The organism is Gluconobacter potus, from assembly GCF_015244705.1.
GTDB classification, from domain to species: domain Bacteria; phylum Pseudomonadota; class Alphaproteobacteria; order Acetobacterales; family Acetobacteraceae; genus Gluconobacter; species Gluconobacter potus.
In genome coordinates this window covers 118,623-138,241 of the sequence record NZ_JABCQF010000002.1, presented here as the reverse complement: position 1 = coordinate 138,241, position 19,619 = coordinate 118,623, and the positions used below count along the sequence as shown (strand labels likewise).

Below are 19,619 nucleotides of genomic sequence, written 5' to 3'. Positions count from 1 at the left end.
ATCCTCTTTTTTCGGAAAAGAGCCACACGCATGACCCCTTCGCCGCCCCACGCCCAGCCATACAGACCTTCCCGTATCCTGCCCGTCGCACCGATGCTGATTTCCTGCGCTTTCATCTTCTCGCTGACAGGTTGCGCTGGCCAGAAAACCACCCAGACGGGTTTCATCCCCAAAGAGACCTATGGACAGATGACCCATCAGAAGGACCATACGGATGATCTGGTCTATGTCTCCCCCAAGATCGGCATCACGAAATACCGCTTCATCGTCATCGATCCCGTCGTCTGGCATCCGGTGGCAAAGGCCCCGAAGCTGAACCCGAAGGCGGAAGCCCGGATGACCACGGCGTTCCACGACTCACTTGCCAAGGCACTGGCGCACGACTTCCAGGTTGTGACGCCAGAAGAATGCGGCACGGCCTGCGACAACACGATCCGGGTCCGCGCGGCCATTACCAATATCCGCCGCAGCAAGTGGTATTATAATGCTATTCCCGTCATCGCCGGATTTGCCGCAGGCGCAGCAGGGGGCGGGATGCCCCCGATCCCACCGCCGTTCCCGGGTGGCGCCAGCGAAGAACTTGTCGCCACGGATGCGGTAACGGGGGAAACGCTGATGGCAGTCGCGACTTATAACAACGGGATGCCGTGGAACGCACTGGGTCAGTGGCTTCCCTACGCTCACGCAAAGCGGGCCTTCCGCCTCGCATCTGAACTGATGGACGAAGAATTCCACAAAATCAAAAAGAACGACCCAACACAGCTCGCCTCCCGGAAACCGTCATAACTCTTCCAGGAAGCAGGAGTATCGATCAATGGGCCGGCTAAGAACCCAAATTCGCAAAAACTGGCCTCTTCTGGGGCTTGTCGTGAACCGTTCGTTCCTGAACGCTCTTGAAGCCTATCTCCCACTCGCGATTAGTCTTATTACAAACCACGGCAGTCGTAGGGCATAGTCATTTCCCAGCGTCTTCCTGCTCGTAATTTACAATACAAGTCTTGTCATGTGCCGCAAAGTGGGGGGATCGAAGAATCTTTTTTTGAACTCATGTTTCCTGATTTCAGAGTTATGGCGTTTTGATCCGTGTGGGGATATTGCCCCGCTGAGTTGCTATGCGGTCGTACTGATCCACTCCAGAAACAGAAAGCGGCGCATGTTGTAGACGATATTTGCCATCCCAATCCTCATGGTGACACGGGTGATACCCACTGTCCGGACAAACAGTCCCGTCTGTGCTTTCTGATCGGCAAAGACATGCTCGACACGGGACCGAACGACGGATTTTCCGGCATTGGACCGCTGGATATGCCGCGGCATGGGCTTGAGATGAGGCTTCTCCCTGTGAACTTTTGAGACAAAGCCGTGCTTTTCCATGAAGGCTTCATTGGCTTTTGAGCAGTAGGCTGTGTCTGCCCAGATATCAGACGCGGTATTGCTGCGGTCAAGCAACCCTTCTCTCAATCTCGCACCATTATTAGAGGCGGCATCAGTTGCCTTCCATTGAAGGATCAGCCTGAACTTTCGGTCGATGGAGACATGGGATTTATAGCCAAAGGACGAGAGGGCAAGATCCGTTGCCGGAAATGTTCCATCATCCTGTCGCTTTGCTTTGATGAACTTCAGCGTCCCGCGCGCATGCCTGTCCTTATGAGACAGCTTTGAGGGTTTGTCCTGCCAGTCTTGTGGGATCCGTCCTTCCCGGAGATCCGTCTTCTCAGCGTTTGTATTGCGCTGCTTTGGCGCCGCCAACGTTGCGTCCAGGATCTGGCCCGACATCGGCAGATAAGCGGCGTTCCGTAATGTGGTATTGAAGCGGTTGAACAGTCTTTCAATCGCACCGGCCTGCGTCAGCCGCTCACGAAACAGCCAGATCGTTTTGGCGTCGGGTACCTGATCCGACACGCCCAGACCAAGGAAGCCCATAAAAGATAGACGGTCATTGATCAGGTCTTCCATCCGCTCGTCGGAGAGCTTGTTCAGTGTCTGGATCACCAGGATTTTGAACATCAACACCGGATCAAACGGCGCTCTCTACCTTTGCGTCCATCCGAATAGGCAAGAGCCTTCTCCTGATCAGGTCGAAACATCTCAAAATCCACAGTCCGGGAAAAGGCTTCGAGCTGATCACCAGGCCCACTCAACCGAGCAAGCCGCTCTTCAACATCAAAGAAACCCGGCTGCTTCATGCCATCTATCCCTAATCCACGCAGGGAAAATAGAATTACAGAGACGCCCACAAAACCAACGGGTTTTTCGAACCCTCCACCTCACGATGCGGTGCTGCGGCGGCCAGAATATCACCGTGTCACCACATGCCATGAGAAGAATTCTAGTGACGTATGAGAAGGGATTGCAAGCATGGTGCGCATTACGCTGAAAGGCAGTTTCGAGCCTGTGAAGGTGGCGCTATATGGCCATTTCCACATGGGGCATTACGTTTTTCCTGTAGGCATGGAGTGAACTTCTGAAATCCGTCATGGGTCCGAACAACAGAAAAGGCCGCTCGCAGGAGCGGCCTTTTCCAAGTTCTGGTGGCAACCTGTAAAGTCCGTCCTTTATCAGGACAGGGTGCAGATTACCGTCCGGCCTTCACAAGACGAATCGCCTCTATCCGGTCTTTGTCTCCACCCGCAGGAGCCAGACCGTTGCCCAGATCCTCACCTACAATCCGCGCACAAAGTGCCAGCGAGAGTGCTCCTGCATCGGGATGCCCCTTACTGCGTTCGCCGTGCATTTTAGCGCGTCCCATCCGGGGCGACAGATCACGCGTGGCCTGCGCAGCCTCGTGAGACGCTTCCGCTCCCATGCGCCAAGCATCCACAAGTCCATGCCCCGCAGCCAGCGCCTGCTCCAGCGTTTCGACAAACGGCACCAGCGCATCCACGAGTGTCTTGTCGCCAGGTTTCGCACGGCCAAGCTCCATGATGCGCTCCATGCTGTTCCGCGCGCCCCCTGAAAGCTGTCGCGCATCGGGCAGACTGTTGTCATCGAGCGCCAGACTGAAGGCCCGCAGTCCCTCGCCCCAGAGAGCGCCAGACGTGCCACCAGCCCTGTCCGCCCAGGCGTCCGCCGCCGAGGCCAGAACCGTCGCAGGACCAGCGCCGGCATCTGCCGCCGCCCGCGCGACCTTCGCCGCCGCCGCCGAGCCACGGGCCATGCCCTGACCATGATCGCCATCACCCGCCACGGCATCAATATGCCCGAGGTCAGACTCCGCTTCAGCCAGTGTCCGGGCCAGATGATCCATCACCGCCGCCACACACGCCCCGCCACGACGGCCCTGCGCCGTTCCGGAGCGCATGTAGAGGATCTCGGTTTCCTCAGGCACTTCAAGCCGCGTAGTCCCGTCCCCGCTCAGCTGGCCATGGCTAAGCGCGGCAGATTCCACAGGCGAACGCCAGTACCGCTCAAGATCCTCATCGAGCCAGGTCAGCGTCAACGAACAGCCTGCCATATCAAGGCTTGTGACATACTCGCCCACCAGCGGCGCCACGAGCGTCAGACCTGCTTTTTCGAACATTGGCACCAGCCGGTCCCACAGAACGAACAGCTCTTCCTGCTTGGTACTGCCCAGACCGTTCAGCAGAACTGCCACCCGGCGCGAAGCCCCTTCCGGAAGCTCTGCCAGCAGGCGATCGAACAGGATATGCGCCAGATGCTCCGGGTCCGGGATATCCTTCTCGTCAATGCCCGGCTCCCCATGCACGCCCAGTCCGAGCGCCATGCGGTTCTTCGGAACCTCGAACAGCTTTTCCTTCTCGCCCGGCAGCGTACAACCATCGAATGCCACACCAAATGTGCAGGTCTGACGGTTCACCCGTTGCGCGACTTCCTCGACTTCATCGAGTGTCAGTCCCGCTTCGGCTGCGGCGCCTACGATGCGGAAGATTACCAGATCCCCGGCAATTCCGCGCCGCTTCTCCCGTGTAGAGGCATCCGAGCTGGCCACATCATCCGCCGTGGCCAGAACGCGAACGTCATAGCCCTCTTCGCGCAGCCGGTCCGCTGCGATCCCGAAATTCAGCACATCCCCGGCGTAGTTGCCGTAACCGAGAATAATCCCGCCTCCCAGATCGGCCTGGCGCGCAATGCTTTTGATGGCCTGCGTGGACGGCGATGCGAAGATATCCCCCGCCACTGCTGCATCGCCGAAGCCCGGTCCAACATAGCCCGCAAAGGCCGGATAATGCCCCGACCCCCCGCCGAGGACGACGGCAACCTTGCCGCGACGACCCGGCGTGGCCCGAAGCACACCGCCGCGCACATGCCGCACGAGATCGGGATGAAGCAGGCTGAAGCCCCGGAGGGCGGACGCTGCGAAAGTCGATGCGTCACCGCAGATCTTGGTCATGGAACGTCTCCCTTTTCAGATTTCAGACGGCATCACGGTTGAGGTAACGGCGGGCCAGCGCATCGAAGGAAATCGCCAGTACGACGATCCCCCCACTGACGACCGACTGCCAGTAAGGCGAGATGCCAAACAGAACGATGATGTCTTCGATGATGCCGATGATGACGGCGCCCAGAACCGCACCAATCGGGCTGCCAATGCCACCCGTTGTCGCCACGCCACCAATGACGGCCGCGGCAATCGGCCCGAGCACCCAGGTGTCACCGATGGAAGGCTGGGCCGTGCCCAGACGCGCCACCATCAGAATGCCCGCCAGCGCCGAAAGGAACCCGGCCAGCGCGAATGCACCCATGCGGATCGCATTGACCCGGATGCCCAGCATCCGCGCTGCATCGGGATTGCTGCCAATGGCATAGATGTAACGCCCGACCGGTGTGCGCAGCATGATGAATGCCACGATCGCCAGACAGACCAGCAGCACCAGGAACGGCACCGGCACGCCCATCACGAGCCCTCGCCCCAGAAACGTGATGTCCCGCGGCACACCCGTGATCGCAACACCCTTGGTCGCAACGAGGTTGGCGCCGCCATATACGCCGGCCATACCAATCGTTAGCACCAGGGAATGCAGGCGGAGCTGCGTGATCAGCGCCCCGTTCAGCAATCCGCACCCCCCACCCATCAGCAGGCACAGACCCAGCGACAGCCAGGGATTGAGCCCGAGCTGAACCATCAGGATGCCACCAACCACGCCTGCAAGCCCACCAATCGCACCCACGGACAGATCAAGCTCGCCGAGGATCATCAGGACGGACTGCCCGATCGTCACCAGCCCGATAAAGGCCAGCGCACGGGCAATGATCATCATGTTGAACGTCGTCAGGAAGTGCGGCGAAAGCGCACAGGACGCCCCGAAGATAATGACGAGCGCCGCAATCACGCCCCCCAGCGGATTTCCTGCCAGACGGGAGACGAGCGCCTTGAGTGGCGGGAGCTTCGGCGGCTGTTGCGAAGGGGCTGCCGGAACAGTGGTTTCAAGCGACATGACGGGTCTCCGGGGCGCCGATGATCGCGCCGACAAGCGTGTTGACGTCAGTAGTGGCCTGATCGAACGATCCCGTGATCCGGCCGGAATACATGGTGATGATCCGCGAGGCGCAGCGCTGGAGCTCGGTCATTTCGGACGAGACGAGAATGATCCCCACGCCCTCTTCCGCGAGCTGCTGCATGATGCGGTAGATCTGGAACTTCGTGCCGATATCGATGCCCTTGGTCGGCTCGTCGAAAATCAGCACACGCGGCCGCCGCGCCATCGCCCGACCAATGATGGCCTTCTGCTGGTTCCCACCCGACAGATGCGCGATCTTCTTGCCGGCCGAGGACGTCCGCACATCGAACTGGCGGATCGTATCGGCCACGACCTCGTTCTCACGCGCCGGAGAAATAATCCCGCCGCGCTTCATGCGGTCCAGAACCGAGAGGCTGATGTTTTCCCGCACACTCAGAAGCGGGAAAATGCCGTGATGCTTGCGCTCCTCGGACAGGTAAACCATCCCCAGAGCCACGGCCCGGTCAGTGCGGCCCTTCGGGATCTCCTCACCCTCAAGAAACGCATGCCCCCCCGTCGAACGCAGATATCCGAAGATCGTCTGCATCAGCTCCGAGCGCCCGGCGCCTACAAGCCCCGCAAACCCGAGGATTTCCCCCCGCCGCAGAACAAAGGATGCATCCGAGAACCCCGGCCCCGACATATCTTTAACGCTCAAGATGACGTCGGATTCAGACGCCGCCATACGCGGCTGGAACTTCTCCTCAAGCGAGACCGAACTGCCCGACATCAGCCGGATCAGGTGCACCTCCGTCATCTCCGCCATCGGATAGGTTCCCACGCTGCGGCCATTGCGCAACACCGTCACCGTGTCCCCAAGCGCAAAAATTTCTTCCATCTTGTGCGACACGAACACGATCGCGCAGCCTTCATCGCGCAGCCGGTGAATGATGCGGAACAAATGCTCCGTCTCATTGGCCGTCAGCGAAGACGTCGGCTCATCAAGGATCAGAACCTTGAATTCTTCACGGCATGCCGCGCGCGCAATCTGAAGGAGCTGCTGGTCCGGTACGCTGATGCGGTTTACGAGCTGCCCCGGCTTCGCATGAATGCCGAACCGCTCGATCAGTTCCGCCGCCGCCTTCTCCATTGCTCCGCGCGACACTGTCAGATGCCCGAACCCGGAACGGTTGAACGGCATGAACATGTTCTCGGCTACGGTCATCGGCCCGAACAGGTTCAGCTCCTGCGGGACATAGGCGACCTTCTCGAACAGTGTCCGGTCATGCAGCGCATCCTGTCCTTCGATCAGGATGGTTCCCTCATCCGGCACGACCAGCCCGGTCAGCGTCTTGATGAGCGTGGACTTCCCGGCGCCGTTCTCCCCGGCAAGAATATGGATCTTCCCGGGCTCCAGCGTCAGATCGACATGATCGAGCGCCACCACACCGGGATAGGTCTTCCGGACGCCTTCAATCTGAAGAACTGTCATGACCGTCACTCCCCTTCCTGTCCTGCTGCGTCAGAGGTTCTTGCTCGTCAGAAGATCGATGCCGGTATCGATGTATTTGGGCGTCTTCTGCCCCATCGCCCGCTGCCAGGCAGACACGACGGCCCAGTAACCCTGCATTTCCGGCCGGCTCGACGCAGAGGACTCAGCAACCCCATCCTTGATGAGCTGGATCATGTCATTGAGGTTATCGAGCCCCACTTCCTTGACCTTGCCCGTCTTGCCGCTCTCGCGGATGGCCTGGCCGACGCCCACCGGTCCGGAGGCATCGCACTCGACCCATCCGACCAGATCCGGATGCGCCTGCATGATAGCAGAGGCCTGCTTCTGCGCGGTCTCGATGCTGTCATTGTCCACGCCGGTCGCGACAACCTTCATGTCCGGGTATTTCGCAAAGACCTTCTTTTCGCACTCGGCCCGCAGGGTGTGGTTCGGCGCCGTCGGCACCCCCATCATGATCGCCACTTCGCCCTTCTTGCCGACCAGGTTCGCCAGCCGCTCGGCCGCCATCGTGCCCTGCTCGCAGAAATCCGCGCCCACAGCCGTGATATCCATGCCTTCAGGCGGCAGGGAATCAAACACCGTCATGGGGATCTTCTCGTCCACCGCCTCGTCCATGGTGGCGCGGTTGCCCTTCTCATCCAGCAGATCGAGGATCAGCCCGTCCGGATGGGTCGCGATGGCACGCTCGATAATGTCGTTCTGGGACGACACATCCGCCGTCTGCGGCGCGCGGTATTCGATCTCGACCTTCCGCCCCGTCGCCTGCGAGATCATCGCCGCAGCCGCCTGTGCCCCATTATTCGCCTTGTCGAACCAGGGATGCACGGTCTTGGGGATCAGCACGAAGCGCAGGGGTGCGCTGTTATCCGCTGCATGGGCCTGACCTGCTGCAAGCGGCGCCAGAAATGGCGCAGCCGTCAGCATTGCGGCAAAAGCAAATGCCGTTTTCATAAGTGTATTCTTTCAAAGAACCAGCCGGATCAGTTCCGGACCGGGAGTTTTACTTCAGCAACTTGCGCCGACAGGAGCCTGCTGGCGGTATTTCTTTCCGAGCGCATCAATGCCAGCCACATTCCGTGCCGAGGCACTGCGCGGATCAAACGTGCAGGCCAGCCAGGCTTCGGCAATGGATTTCGCCACTTCCGGCCCGATGACGCGCGATCCCATCGTGATGATATGCGCGTTGTTCGAGAGCGCCGCACGCTCTGCGGAATACGTGTCGTGGGTCAGCGCGGCCCGGATGCCCGGGATCTTGTTGGCGGAAATGCACACCCCGATCCCCGTCCCGCAGCACAGGATGCCCCGGTCGAATTCTCCATGCAGAACAGCCAGCGCCACACGCTCACTCAGTTCCGAATACAGTTCGGCCCGCTCGTCCTCGGGATGGGACATGTCAACGACGACATGCCGTCCCAGTGTCGAGAGATGTTCCACCAGAAGCCGTGCCAGGCCTTCGCCTGCACTGTCTCCACCAATCGCAATACGCATGACTGTTCTCCGTTTCTTTGACGTTCAGTCAGACTGTTCCGCTGCCGGAAACAGGACGTGATCCCGTGATGACCGTCATCACGCGGCAATTTTGCGGGACACAACCCCGCTCACACTTTCCACCAGCATCATGAAATCCGCAGGCTCCCAGGCCGCACGCCCGACAAACACACCGTCCACATCCGGCAATGCGACGTAGTCGCGGATATTGGCCTGCGAGACGCTGCCGCCATAAAGCAGCGGGATGCGCACGCCACTGTCCCCCGCCAGTTCACGCACGACAGCACGCAACCTGGTATGGATCCCGGACACGAAGGACGCCTCGGCCGGACGTCCCGCCGATCCGATGGCCCAGACCGGCTCATACGCAACCATGACCTGCCCCAGATCCTTTCTGGACACCCCATGCAGCGCAATTTTCACCTGCCGTGCCAGCGTCTCCTGCGAAACCCCGAACTCGAATTCATCCGACGTATCGCCAATGCAGATCAGCGGACGCAGACCGTGCCGCAGCGCAGCCCTCACCTTGAGGTTCACCGTCCAGTCCGTCTCGCCGAAATGCTGTCGGCGCTCCGAATGGCCGATTTCCACGATGGACGCTCCGCACTCGGCGATCATCGGCGCGGAAACCTCCCCGGTCCAGGCGCCACTGTCCTCCCAGTGCATGTTCTGCGCGCCCACCAGCAGCGCGCTGTCTTCCAGCACCGAGCACACATCCCGCAGGGACGTGAAAGGCGGGATCACGAACGACCGGATCCCTTCCGGCGGCTGGAAGGATTCAAGTGCCCGCGCCGCCGCAATCGCTTCGGCCGGTCCCTTGTTCATCTTCCAGCTCGTCCCGATCCAGACGCTCTTCTGATCCACAACCAACCTCCCGAAAGACTGACCAACTGGCTGAATGCTCATGACGATTCTCCCACCCCAATGATATCTAAACCACTTTATCGCTAAATTATAACATTAAAACTGTTATTATCATCAAAAATAACGATACATCCGAAAGGTTCCCCACCCTTCACGCAAACGTCACGCCGCCCGCTCCAGCAGGACAGTTTCCGTCACCACACTGTCGATCTCCAGATCGCGCCCGGCGACCAGTCCGCGTTTGCCCATTTTTTCATGATAGAGATGGGTGGCTTCCATGGGCGAGAGTGCGCCGTCCGTGACACTGCGCATGGCTTCGATCAGCAGGACGGGATCGTCCGCGTCCACGATCTTGCGGCCGAACAGGGCAGCACGGGCGCCGCAGCACTGGGCCTGATGCAGAAGTTCCAGACAGTCGCGGGTCGTACCGCTTCCGCCGCCCATGATGCCGACGATCACAGACGGGTCGAACTCGCAGAGTTCCGTCAGCGCCTCTGCGCCATTGAACGGCACCTTGAGGAAAACCGGCCGCTCTTCGCGTCGCAAACCGGCCAGACAGCGGACAATCATGTCATTGAGGAAGAAACCGTGATCCGCCCGGGAAATGCGCCCTTCATTGGGATTGAACACTTCCAGGAAATACGAAAAACGCCGCTCCGCCGCTTCTTCGCGAAACCGGGCGAATTCTTCCAGCGCCAGACTATCCTGCTCGGCATCGCCATTGAAGGTCATGGAATACAGGCCGAGATTGGTCTGCGCTTTCATCAGGGACGCCGAACGGAACGGAACCGATTTCTGGCTCTGATAGCTGCTTCCCCGGCCCCGCCACAGGTCCGTGGTGTCATTGGCGCGGATGGCCGACTGGATGCGCGTCCCGGCGAAGGCATCTTCCTGAAGCAGGGTCTCCAGGATCGAAGCCGAAGTCAGCATGATGTCCACGACGTCCTGATCGAGGATCGTCCTGATCACATCGACATAGTCGCGCCGGGTGCGGAAGCGCGAGCGCTTTTCCTGCATGGAGACCGGATGGCGATGCAGACCCGTGGCGCTGATTCCGGCCGCCATATCGGAATCCTTGGCATCCGCGAGGATGAAATCGGTCCGGCTGTCCTGACCCGCTACCATGCGGGCAATCTTTTCTTCGTAACGGTTCATGGTTCATGCCCTCAGGGCTGTATGTGAAAACGATGCAGCAGGAAGCTCACCTTTCAACTGATGGCGCTCCTGCCCTTCCCGCCAGGTCAGCAGACACTGCTGCTCTGTTTCCTGAGCACTCCACTCAAGGGCCTCCCCCACGATGGCCCCGGCTTCTCGGACGACGTCCGGCGTCAGAAGGCCGCTCAGCGCAATCGGCGTGCGGCGGAACAGCACATCTGACAGCGTGCGCACCAGTTCATCGGTGGCGATGAAGGCCAGTTCACGCCGCGTGTAGGACGGCAGACTGCGCAGCGGCGCATCCGGCTTTTCCTGACAGAACACGGCAAACGCCCGGGCCCGCGATCCATAACGCTCCAGAAGCAGGGCCGCCCGTGCTCTCGGCAGGCCGTGCGTGACGAAGAACTCGTCCAGATAGGCGGAATACCGTTCCGGCGGGGGATAGTCGCGGCCGCCACCGATCGGGAAGTCCCGGGTGGACAGGTGCCGTTCCGCTCCCAGCATTTCCAGCACCCTGTCTGCCGTTTCTTCCGCCAGCCCACGAAACGTCGTCCATTTCCCGCCAACCAGCGACAGGAGCGGTATGCCGTCCAGAACGTCTTCATGGATGATATGATCGCGGCTGATGGCTCCTGGATCGGCGGCATTGGTCGCAGGCAACGGGCGTACACCGCTGTAGCGGTAGATCACATCCTCCGCGCTGAACCGGAAGCCCGGGAACAGGCCGCCGAGCATACGCAGCATGTAGTCCTGTTCTTCATCGGTGCAGACGGCGGTGTCAGGATCATCAATCCGCAGATCGGTCGAACCGACGAGCACATGGCCATAGAACGGATAGGCCAGGCAGATGCGTCCGTCCGGCGTTCCGAAATACATCATGCGGCCACGCAGCTCCTGCAGAAGCCCCTCATGTCGCAGGAGCAGATGGCTGCCTTTCGTTCCGCCGATATAACGGGTTTGCTGACCCAGATCAGCGTTGATCCGGTCGATCCATGCTCCACCCGCATTGACGATGAGCCGCGGACGGACATGGCGCGTCTCACCGCTTTTTTCGTCCCGCAGCTCCAGAACCCCATCTGCAAAAGACACCGGCGCCGTGTAGGTCGAAACCGCGCAGCCCGTCCCGACATCCAGGCCGTCGCGCACGCATTCATAACCGAGACGTTCCGGCTGGGTGATGGAGGCGTCATAATATTGGGCCGTCGCCATGACATCCGCCGCTATATGCGGCCACTCCTGCCGTGTCTGGCGCCTGAGAAAAAGGCTGTGACGCGGCATCACCCGGGCATGGCGCCCGAGGAAATCGTAAATCTGCAGCCCGGCTTCCAGAACGAGCGCACCGCGATCCGTCATTTTGCCGCCCAGCCTCAGAAATTTCCGGAACGACGGCACGATGCCGCCAAACCAGGAACGGATCGGCAGGACGGTCGGCAGAGGCTTGACCACATGGGGTGCATTCCGCAGCAGCAGGTTGCGCTCCAGCGTGGACTGCGCCACGAGCCGGAATTCGCCGGTCTCGAGATATTTAATGCCCCCGTGGATCAGGCGTGAGGGCGCGCAGGACGCACCGGAGCAGAAGTCACTCCGGTCCACCAGAAGGACACGCAGGCCCTGCAGCGACAGTTCCCGGAACAGGCCAGCCCCATTGATCCCGGCCCCGATGATCGCGACATCGAACGTAGCATTGTCCGGTATGGTGGCGAGCCCCTTCATGGTCTGGCCTCCTGCGGCATGAAGCCCATTGCGGCATAATTCAGGACAGCGCCTGTCTCCACGTCGGCCGGCTCTGCAACGGGCTCTGCCTGAGCCGGGCCACCATCATAAAGATCCGACCAGAAAGGCCGCATGGCCTGGGTCAGAGCGACATAACGCCGGTAAATCCCTTCATAGACGCGACGCCGTTCGGTCTGGGGCCTGTATGTCTGCATCGGAATGATCTGGGAGAATACGGCTTCTTCCAGATCGGCGTATCGTCCGATAGAGACACTGGCTGTCAGCGCAGCTCCCAGCGCGCCTGCTTCACGCACTTCGGGTATTTCAACGTCTGCTCCCAGAATATCGGCGAACATCTGTGCAATCACCGGCTGGCCACTCCCGCCGCCCGATACGCCGATCCTGCGGACCGGGCCTGTCTGGCGCAGGGCATCGACATGCTCGCGATGATTGAAGATCGTTCCTTCCACCATGGCCTGGAACAGGTCAGCCCGGTCGTGCCAGGACTGGACCCCGAATAGCGAAGCACTGGCCGGCGCTTCATAGGGCGAGCCGAACAGGAAGGGATGGTACAGCGGAACCTGATGACGTCCGCCCGGCTTTGACAGGCGGCTTTCCATTTCCGCTGAGAGCTGCCGGGCCGCGTCCTGTTCGTCGGGCTTCAGAAGCTTGGCCAGCCAGTCAAGATTACTGGAAGATGCTGGCGAAATGGCCATGCAGTTCCACAGGCCCCGCCGATATCCGGCGCGACAGGCCCAGCCCTCCCCGATGACCGGCCGGTCCCGGAACACTTCATTGATTGAGAACGTACCCGCCGTAATCGAAAGATCCCCGGCCTGCGTATGACCCACACCGACCGCAGCGGCCGTGACATCATGCAGCCCGACCGAAACAGGCGTTCCAGCCCTCAGGCCGGTCCGGGAAGCAGCCTCAGGCGTCAGGACGCCACCGCTTTCACAGGACAGGCGCATCTCCGGCAGCGCCTTTCGGATGCCCTGCAATCCCAGGATTTCCAGCAGTTCATCGCTGTAGTTCTGTGTATGCAGATCCGTGAAAGACGTGCTGGCTTCCGTCAGATCCGTCGCAATCTCGCCCGTCAGGCAGTACCGGATCCAGTCCTTGGCGAAGATGACGGACCCGATCGCCGCATAACGTTCCGGTTCGTTTTCCCGGATCCAGGCCAGAAGCGTGTTGGCCGAATAGGCATAAGGACGCTGGCCGGCCACCGGAAGCACCAGATCGGACAGGCCGTCGCGCTGCCAGCGCTCATGGAGCGCCGTAGCACGGCTGTCGAGCGACATGATCCCCCGCCCCAACGGGCTACTTGAGCGGTCAAGCAGAAAAACACCGTCCCCATGTGCAGTCAGCCCGACGGCGGCAACCGCCGAACCATCGATCCCTGCATCCGCCAGTGCGTCCTGAACCGAACCGATGACGGCCTCCCAGGCCTCATGCATATCCCGCTCAACATGGTGCGGCCGGTCCATATGCTGTGGAACACGACGACGCCCCGTCCCTGTGATCGCACCAGTCGGCGAAAACACGACAGCTTTGGTCGTCGTGGAACCACTGTCGATTCCGATGGTGAAATCCTGGCGCATTGAACACCCTCCAGACAGCGTGGCAGCTCATCGAGCGATAAGAACGATGAGCCCTCATAACACAATAAATGATATGTTTAACACATTTATATGTGATTTATCATAGATAAATGTGATATGTTGTGTGACATCTCTGGAGCTTTCCATCACCGAAGGAGAAGACGGCTATCTGGATGCCGATCTTTTCAATCAGTTCGACGCCTGGGTCTGGTTTGATAAAATAACCGCCTTTCATCCCCTGCCGAGGTGAAGGAAGTGAGAGGCAGTCGAAATCCTCACACCATGCTTTTTTAGGCTTAGGACCTATTAACTCATTGAGATGAGAGAGAGAGTTATTGTGATTCACAGGCCTACGATGGAGGGGGACAGTCAGTATGGGAGAATTAGGAAGTAGGATTGTCCGGGACGTTGCGGGATCTCACGGGATCTAAAACGGTGCTTTCCTGGGATCGGTATGCAATTCGCCCGGAAACAGAGTGATTGATCCAATCCGCCCTTACCAATGAGGTTTGGTGTTTGGTCCCGGGGTTTGATGGTGTGATATTTTCACGTGAGTGGAAGGAAGCCTTATGGGACAGAACCGTCATGGGAGCGCCACGACCACGCCCGCCGTGCGAGCAGCACTACAGCGATCGCAGGCTTCGCTCGCGGCGCTGAGCGAGGAGTTCGGGATCAACCCGAAAACAGTTGCGAAATGGCGGAAGCGTCAAACTGTCGAAGATCAGAAGACGGGACCAAAAGAGCCTCGATCAACGGTCCTTTCCGAGACGGACGAAGCAATGATCGTGGCATTTCGCCGCCATACGTTGCTACCGCTGGATGACTGCCTTTATGCCCTGCAGGCCAGCATTCCCCATCTGACACGCTCGGCCCTGCATCGCTGCTTTCAGCGTCACGAGATCTCACGACTGCCGGACATGGAGGGAGACAAGCCAAAACGACAGCGCTTCAAACGCTACCCGATCGGGTTCTTTCATCTTGACATAGCGGAAGTCCAGACCGCTGAAGGTAAGCTGTACCTCTTCGTTGCCATCGACCGGACAAGCAAATTCGCTGTCACACAACTGGTCGGGAAAGCCGATCGGAAGACGGCCTGGGAATTCCTCGAATATCTCCTGAGTATGATCCCTTACCGGATTCATACCATTCTGACCGATAACGGCATCCAGTTCGCTGAACAGCCCCGCAATCGCAATACGGCGTGGTCACGTCCAATGCGCTTCGACATGATCTGCGAAGCCCACGGGATTGAACACCGTCTGACAAAACCCAACCATCCCTGGACCAATGGTCAGGTTGAACGGATGAACCGGACTATCAAGGAAGCAACCGTCAAGCGCTTCCATGACGACAGCCACAAGCAGTTAAGGACACACCTCAGCGATTTCATAGCAGCCTATAACTTCGGGCGAAGCCTCAAGACCCTGAACGGCCTCACCCCTTACGAATACGTCTGCAAAATATAGACTTCAGAGCCAGAAAGATTCATCATCAGTCCAACCCATCAAACCACGGGACTAAACAACTAGGCGACATGGACAAACAGTCTGGAACCGGAACTGGCGTTTAGGCTTCTTGGCTCAGTACCGTTTTAAGGAGCGTTTTAAACCGTCTTAAAACATTCTCACCGGATGCTTCGCCTGAAACACTGATCATCGGTATGAGCCGTAACAGCCGAACATGATCGGGTCAGCCCCGGGATCGTTCTGCACAGTCACTGCTTCATCGTGATCCCGTTGACGCGCTCCCTGAAGCAGGGATCACTCCTCAGGGCTCAGCCCCCTCAGTACCCGTCTTCATGGTCCAGGCGGTGGCCTGAGGGGAAACCATGCGTCCGGGCCTGCCATGTGATCAAGAAACCAACGGCGGCGAGACCTGCCACAGCCCAGGGGAACGAGGCTGCTCCCCAGATATCCAGCATGATCCCGCCCAGCAGGCCGCCGCCCGCGATGGCGCTGTTCCAGGCGACGACATTCATCGACAGGGCGACATCCGCACCATCACCGGCCGCGTCCGCGAGGGCGGTCTGAAGCAACGTCGCAGCACCACCGAAAGTCAGGCCCCATATCGCCACACCGACCAGGATCACCGCAGGCGATGCGGATCCAATGGCAAACACACCTGCGACAGCGGCGAAAATGGCGAGACTGGCCAGAACGGATAGGCGCAGGGCATGATCAACCGTGCGGCTGGTCAGCCAGATGCCGGCAAGGGCGGCGAGACCGAAAAGCAGCAGGATGCGATCGGCCTGTCCCGCCAGTCCGGCGGGTGCGATGAACGGCACGATATAGGTGTAGAGCACATTGTGCGCGAGCATCCATGCCATCACGACGCCCAGGACAGATCGCACACCGGGCGTTCGCAGGACATGCCCGAACGGCAGGCGCTCATGATGCGCCAGGCCGGGAAAATCAGGCACTTTCGCCAGAACCCAGACGATCAGCAGCAACGTCGAGGCCGACATGACCCCGAAGGCCAGTCTCCATCCCACGGCAGCGCCCAGCCATGTTCCCGCCGGCACGCCCAGCGAGAGCGCGATTGGCGTGCCGACCATGGCGATGGCCAGGGCGCGTCCCTGCTGGGAACGTGTCACCATCCGGCGCGCATAGGCCGCCAGCAGGGCCCAGGCGAGCCCGGCCGCCGCACCGGCGCCATAGCGGGCCACAAGGGTCAGACCGTAATGCGCTGAAAATGCCGTGACGGAATTGAAGACCACAAAGCCGATGATTGCCAGCAGCAGGACCCGCCGTCGCGGCCATCGCTGCGTGGCGAGTGTCAGCGGGATCGCGGCACTCAGGGAGCCCAGGGCATACGCCGTGACCATCTGTCCTGCCAGCGCGGGGGAAACGTGTAGCCCGGCCCCGATCTGGGGCAGCAGACCGGCCGGGAGGGTTTCGGTCATGATGCAGATGAAGCCGGTCATGGCCAGTGCGAGCAGGCCGGAGACAGGCAGTCCGTCATCGGGGCTTTGGCGGGGAGATGTCGTCTCGGGGGTCATGCGGCTCTCATATATGGATCGATTGGTACATATATGAGAGCCGCAAAATCTTGGCAATCACTTCTGGATCACTTAATATGGAAGTCTTTTCGGAAGGAGCGGCATCATGGCGCGGACAGGGCGTCCTCGGGAGTTTGACAGGGACAGGGCCATTGACGCCGCCATGGCGCTGTTCTGGTCGCAGGGCTACGAACCGACCTCCCTGACGCAGCTCAAGTCCTGCATGGGCAATATTTCGCCTGCGAGTTTCTATGCCGCGTTCGGCTCCAAGGAAGCCCTCTTCCGCGAAGTTGTGCAGTATTATCTGGCGACTTACGGGCAGGTCATGGCGCCTCTGGGGGATGAAAGTCTGGCGCCGCGTGATGCGATCGAACGGACGCTGCGCGGTTCGGCGCGCATGCAGTCGGCCCGGACGCATCCCTGCGGCTGTCTGATCGTCGCAGGTGCCAGCAACTGCTCGCCCGAAAACGAACCCGTCCAGGCGCTGCTTGCCGAAGAGCGGCAGCGGACACGCGCCGGATTCATGGCCTGCGTGAAACGCGCCATTGCCAGCGGGGAACTGCGGGATTGCGCGGCAACACAGGTGCTGCCTGATATTTTCACGACCTTCCTGCATGGCATGACCTGCGAAGCCCGGGACGGGGTAACGTCGGACAACCTGGATGCGGCCATCACCTCTCTCCTCACGCTGTGGGATGCCAGTGCCGTGATGTCCGGAACAGGAAAACACCCGAAAAATTCCTGACGCCTTGCGGCAATCGCAGGCGCCGGAGTTCCATAATCCTTTTCCGTATCGTCCGATCCATAATTCCTTGACGCTATCCTGTGCGCATATTATGGACTGATCGATACGGAAATTGAATTCCGGAACATATCGCCGCACTCGGTCAAGGAATCCGGTTATGAGCAGACAGGACATTGCCTTCGTCACGGGGGCCAATCGTGGCATCGGATACAGTATCGCAAAGCATCTGATCGCCTCGGGCATCGACGTGATCGGGACCTATCACTCCAATGAAGACGAGGCGAAAGCGGCAGAAGCCGCGCTGGACGGTGAGAGTGCGAAACTGCGGATGCTTCGGCTGGATATTGCGGATCATGCCTCGTTCGCAGCGTTTGCCGGGCAGGTCGAAACGCTTCTTGCCCGTGAGTTCGGACAGCAGACGCTGCGTTATGTAGTGCAGAATGCGGGCAACATCATCCACACCCGCTTCGATGCCGCGACGTCCGAGCAGCTCGACAACCAGTACAACATCCATTTCAAGGGCCCCTATCTGCTGACGGTGGCCCTTCTGCCCTTGATCCGGAATGGCGGGCGTATTCTCAACATCACCTCTGCCGCGACCCGTTTTTATCTGACGGATCATGGTCCCTATTCGGCCATGAAAGCCGCGACCGAAGTCATTTCGCTCTACATGGCGAAAGAGCTGGGGGAGCGCGGGATTACCGTCAATGCCGTCGCACCTGGCGCGGTCGCATCGGATTTCGGCGGGGGGCTGGTTCGCGACGATGCCACGGTCAACAAAAGCCTCGCAGAGATCACGCCGCTGGGACGTGTCGGGCAACCCGATGATATCGGAGCCGCGGTCAGGGCCCTTCTGTCCGACGACATGGGCTGGGTGAATGGTCAGCGCATCGAAGTGACGGGAGGGCAGTCGCTATGATGGCCGGACAGATACGATCGGGAGACGCGTCATGATCCATGTGATGGCCAGCAGCGTTCTTCCTGCCTCCGTTTCGTCCGTCTGGGGGCTGATCCGGGATTTCGGCGCTCTTGGGAACTGGTTGCCAGGTGTGAAAAGCTGCGTAATCGAGGGCGATGAGGCCGGTGACCGGGTGGGCGCGATCCGCCGTCTTGAAATGGGCGACGTTGGTGTGATCCGGGAACAGCTTCTCGCGTTGTCCGACGTGGATCATGCGGTGACGTTCTCGATTATTGAATCTGCCCTGCCGATTGGGAACTATCGGTCGACGATCAGCCTTCTTCCCATAACGGATGGCGACCGCACGTTCATTCAGTGGCGGGGGCAGTTCGAGGCGCCTGTCGAACATGCCGCCAGTATGGAGGCCCGGATGCCGACACATATCTATCAGCCAGCCTTCGACAGACTGGCAGAAATTCTGGCGTCGCGGAAGACGCAGTCATGAGCGGTTTTGAGGGCAGATCCGTCCTTGTGCTCGGTGGCAGCCGCGGGATCGGGGCCGCCATCGTGCGTCGTTTTGCTTCGGATGGAGCAAAAGTCCTGTTCACGTATTTGTCTTCCCCGGACGATGCCGAAGTTCTGGCTGCCGAGACCGGAAGCGAGGCCCTGCGTGCCGATAGTGGCGACCGTGACGCTCTTATCGCGCTGATCGGCTCACTTGGTCCTCTCGACGTTCTGGTCGTCAATTCCGGCATTCTTGGCGCGGGCGATCCGCTGGATATCCCCCCGGATGAGATCGACCGGCTGTTTCGCATCAACATCCATGCGCCTTATCACGCGGCCGTTGCTGCCGCCCGAACCATGCCTGACGGTGGGCGCATCATCTTTATCGGTTCCGCCAATGCCGACCGTATGCCAATGGCCGGGCTTGCGGCCTACAGCGCCAGCAAATCGGCTTTACAGGGCATGACCCGGGGGCTGGCGCGGGATTTCGGCGCACGCGGGATCACCGTCAATGTCGTCCAGCCCGGGCCGACCGATACCGACATGAACCCTGCAGAGGGTCCGCTGAAGGACGTGATGCATGGTTTCATGGCCATCAAACGCCATGCCAAGGGCTCGGAGATCGCGGGGCTGGTGGCGTATCTTGCCGGACCCGAGGCCGGCATCATCACGGGCGCTGCATACAACATCGATGGTGGCTTCGCAGCCTGACGGAATGGCTGCTTTCCCCTGCTGGAAACA

16 protein-coding genes and 2 pseudogenes are annotated in these 19,619 nt (G+C 60.0%); 7 read left to right on the top strand and 11 right to left on the bottom strand.

The window, feature by feature from the left end:
• The first annotated feature begins 30 nt into the window (after window positions 1–30).
• Entirely contained in the window at window positions 31–786 is a 756-nt protein-coding gene (locus tag HKD31_RS04700) for a DUF3313 family protein (RefSeq protein ID WP_228120224.1), read from the top strand.
• A 324-nt stretch (window positions 787–1,110) separates the two neighbouring features.
• Here HKD31_RS04700 and HKD31_RS04695 read toward each other — a convergent pair.
• From HKD31_RS04695 to HKD31_RS04650, 10 genes and pseudogenes are all read right to left on the bottom strand, one after another.
• Window positions 1,111–2,186, bottom strand: a pseudogene (locus tag HKD31_RS04695) (IS5 family transposase).
• Between the two features lie 389 nt (window positions 2,187–2,575).
• Window positions 2,576–4,351, bottom strand: coding sequence for a dihydroxyacetone kinase family protein (locus HKD31_RS04690; protein WP_194264362.1), 1,776 nt, complete (start codon window positions 4,349–4,351; stop codon window positions 2,576–2,578).
• 22 nt (window positions 4,352–4,373) lie between these two features.
• Window positions 4,374–5,396, bottom strand: coding sequence for an ABC transporter permease (locus HKD31_RS04685; protein ID WP_194264363.1), 1,023 nt, complete (start codon window positions 5,394–5,396; stop codon window positions 4,374–4,376).
• Window positions 5,386–6,891: a sugar ABC transporter ATP-binding protein gene (locus HKD31_RS04680; protein WP_194264364.1), complete on the bottom strand. Its 1,506-nt coding sequence runs from the start codon at window positions 6,889–6,891 to the stop codon at window positions 5,386–5,388. Before HKD31_RS04680 ends, HKD31_RS04685 begins: the two co-directional genes overlap by 11 nt.
• A gap of 30 nt (window positions 6,892–6,921) precedes the next feature.
• Window positions 6,922–7,863, bottom strand: coding sequence for a substrate-binding domain-containing protein (locus HKD31_RS04675; protein ID WP_062455916.1), 942 nt, complete (start codon window positions 7,861–7,863; stop codon window positions 6,922–6,924).
• A gap of 54 nt (window positions 7,864–7,917) precedes the next feature.
• Complete coding sequence (locus HKD31_RS04670; protein ID WP_062495040.1) at window positions 7,918–8,400, bottom strand: RpiB/LacA/LacB family sugar-phosphate isomerase; 483 nt, start codon at window positions 8,398–8,400, stop codon at window positions 7,918–7,920.
• A 78-nt stretch (window positions 8,401–8,478) separates the two neighbouring features.
• Window positions 8,479–9,306, bottom strand: a complete 828-nt coding sequence (locus tag HKD31_RS04665) for a triose-phosphate isomerase (RefSeq protein ID WP_194264365.1) — start codon at window positions 9,304–9,306, stop codon at window positions 8,479–8,481.
• Between the two features lie 120 nt (window positions 9,307–9,426).
• Entirely contained in the window at window positions 9,427–10,419 is a 993-nt protein-coding gene (locus tag HKD31_RS04660; protein ID WP_172493376.1) for a beta/alpha barrel domain-containing protein, read from the bottom strand.
• A gap of 3 nt (window positions 10,420–10,422) precedes the next feature.
• The gene (locus tag HKD31_RS04655; protein WP_194264366.1) at window positions 10,423–12,132 is read right to left on the bottom strand and encodes a glycerol-3-phosphate dehydrogenase/oxidase; all 1,710 of its coding nucleotides are present in this window, start codon (window positions 12,130–12,132) and stop codon (window positions 10,423–10,425) included.
• Window positions 12,129–13,733: an FGGY-family carbohydrate kinase gene (locus HKD31_RS04650; RefSeq protein WP_194264367.1), complete on the bottom strand. Its 1,605-nt coding sequence runs from the start codon at window positions 13,731–13,733 to the stop codon at window positions 12,129–12,131. Before HKD31_RS04650 ends, HKD31_RS04655 begins: the two co-directional genes overlap by 4 nt.
• Before the next feature lie 124 nt (window positions 13,734–13,857).
• Here HKD31_RS04650 and HKD31_RS16230 point away from each other — a divergent pair, with 124 nt between their 5' ends.
• Window positions 13,858–13,983: a hypothetical protein gene (locus tag HKD31_RS16230; RefSeq protein WP_255520126.1), complete on the top strand. Its 126-nt coding sequence runs from the start codon at window positions 13,858–13,860 to the stop codon at window positions 13,981–13,983.
• Between the two features lie 319 nt (window positions 13,984–14,302).
• A pseudogene (locus HKD31_RS04645) lies at window positions 14,303–15,196 on the top strand (IS481 family transposase); the annotation flags it as partial.
• A gap of 320 nt (window positions 15,197–15,516) precedes the next feature.
• Here HKD31_RS04645 and HKD31_RS04640 read toward each other — a convergent pair.
• Window positions 15,517–16,731: an MFS transporter gene (locus tag HKD31_RS04640; protein WP_194264369.1), complete on the bottom strand. Its 1,215-nt coding sequence runs from the start codon at window positions 16,729–16,731 to the stop codon at window positions 15,517–15,519.
• 106 nt (window positions 16,732–16,837) lie between these two features.
• Between HKD31_RS04640 and HKD31_RS04635 the strand changes: the two genes are divergently transcribed.
• From HKD31_RS04635 to bdcA, 4 genes are all read left to right on the top strand, one after another.
• On the top strand, window positions 16,838–17,476 hold the full coding sequence (locus HKD31_RS04635) for a TetR/AcrR family transcriptional regulator (RefSeq protein ID WP_194264370.1): 639 nt from the start codon (window positions 16,838–16,840) through the stop codon (window positions 17,474–17,476).
• A 157-nt stretch (window positions 17,477–17,633) separates the two neighbouring features.
• Entirely contained in the window at window positions 17,634–18,395 is a 762-nt protein-coding gene (locus HKD31_RS04630) for an SDR family NAD(P)-dependent oxidoreductase (RefSeq protein ID WP_194264371.1), read from the top strand.
• A 31-nt stretch (window positions 18,396–18,426) separates the two neighbouring features.
• Complete coding sequence (locus tag HKD31_RS04625) at window positions 18,427–18,879, top strand: SRPBCC family protein (RefSeq protein WP_194264372.1); 453 nt, start codon at window positions 18,427–18,429, stop codon at window positions 18,877–18,879.
• A complete protein-coding gene (gene bdcA, locus HKD31_RS04620; RefSeq protein WP_194264373.1) occupies window positions 18,876–19,589 on the top strand; it encodes an SDR family oxidoreductase in 714 nt (237 codons plus the stop codon). Before HKD31_RS04625 ends, bdcA begins: the two co-directional genes overlap by 4 nt.
• The last annotated feature ends 30 nt before the right edge of the window (window positions 19,590–19,619 follow it).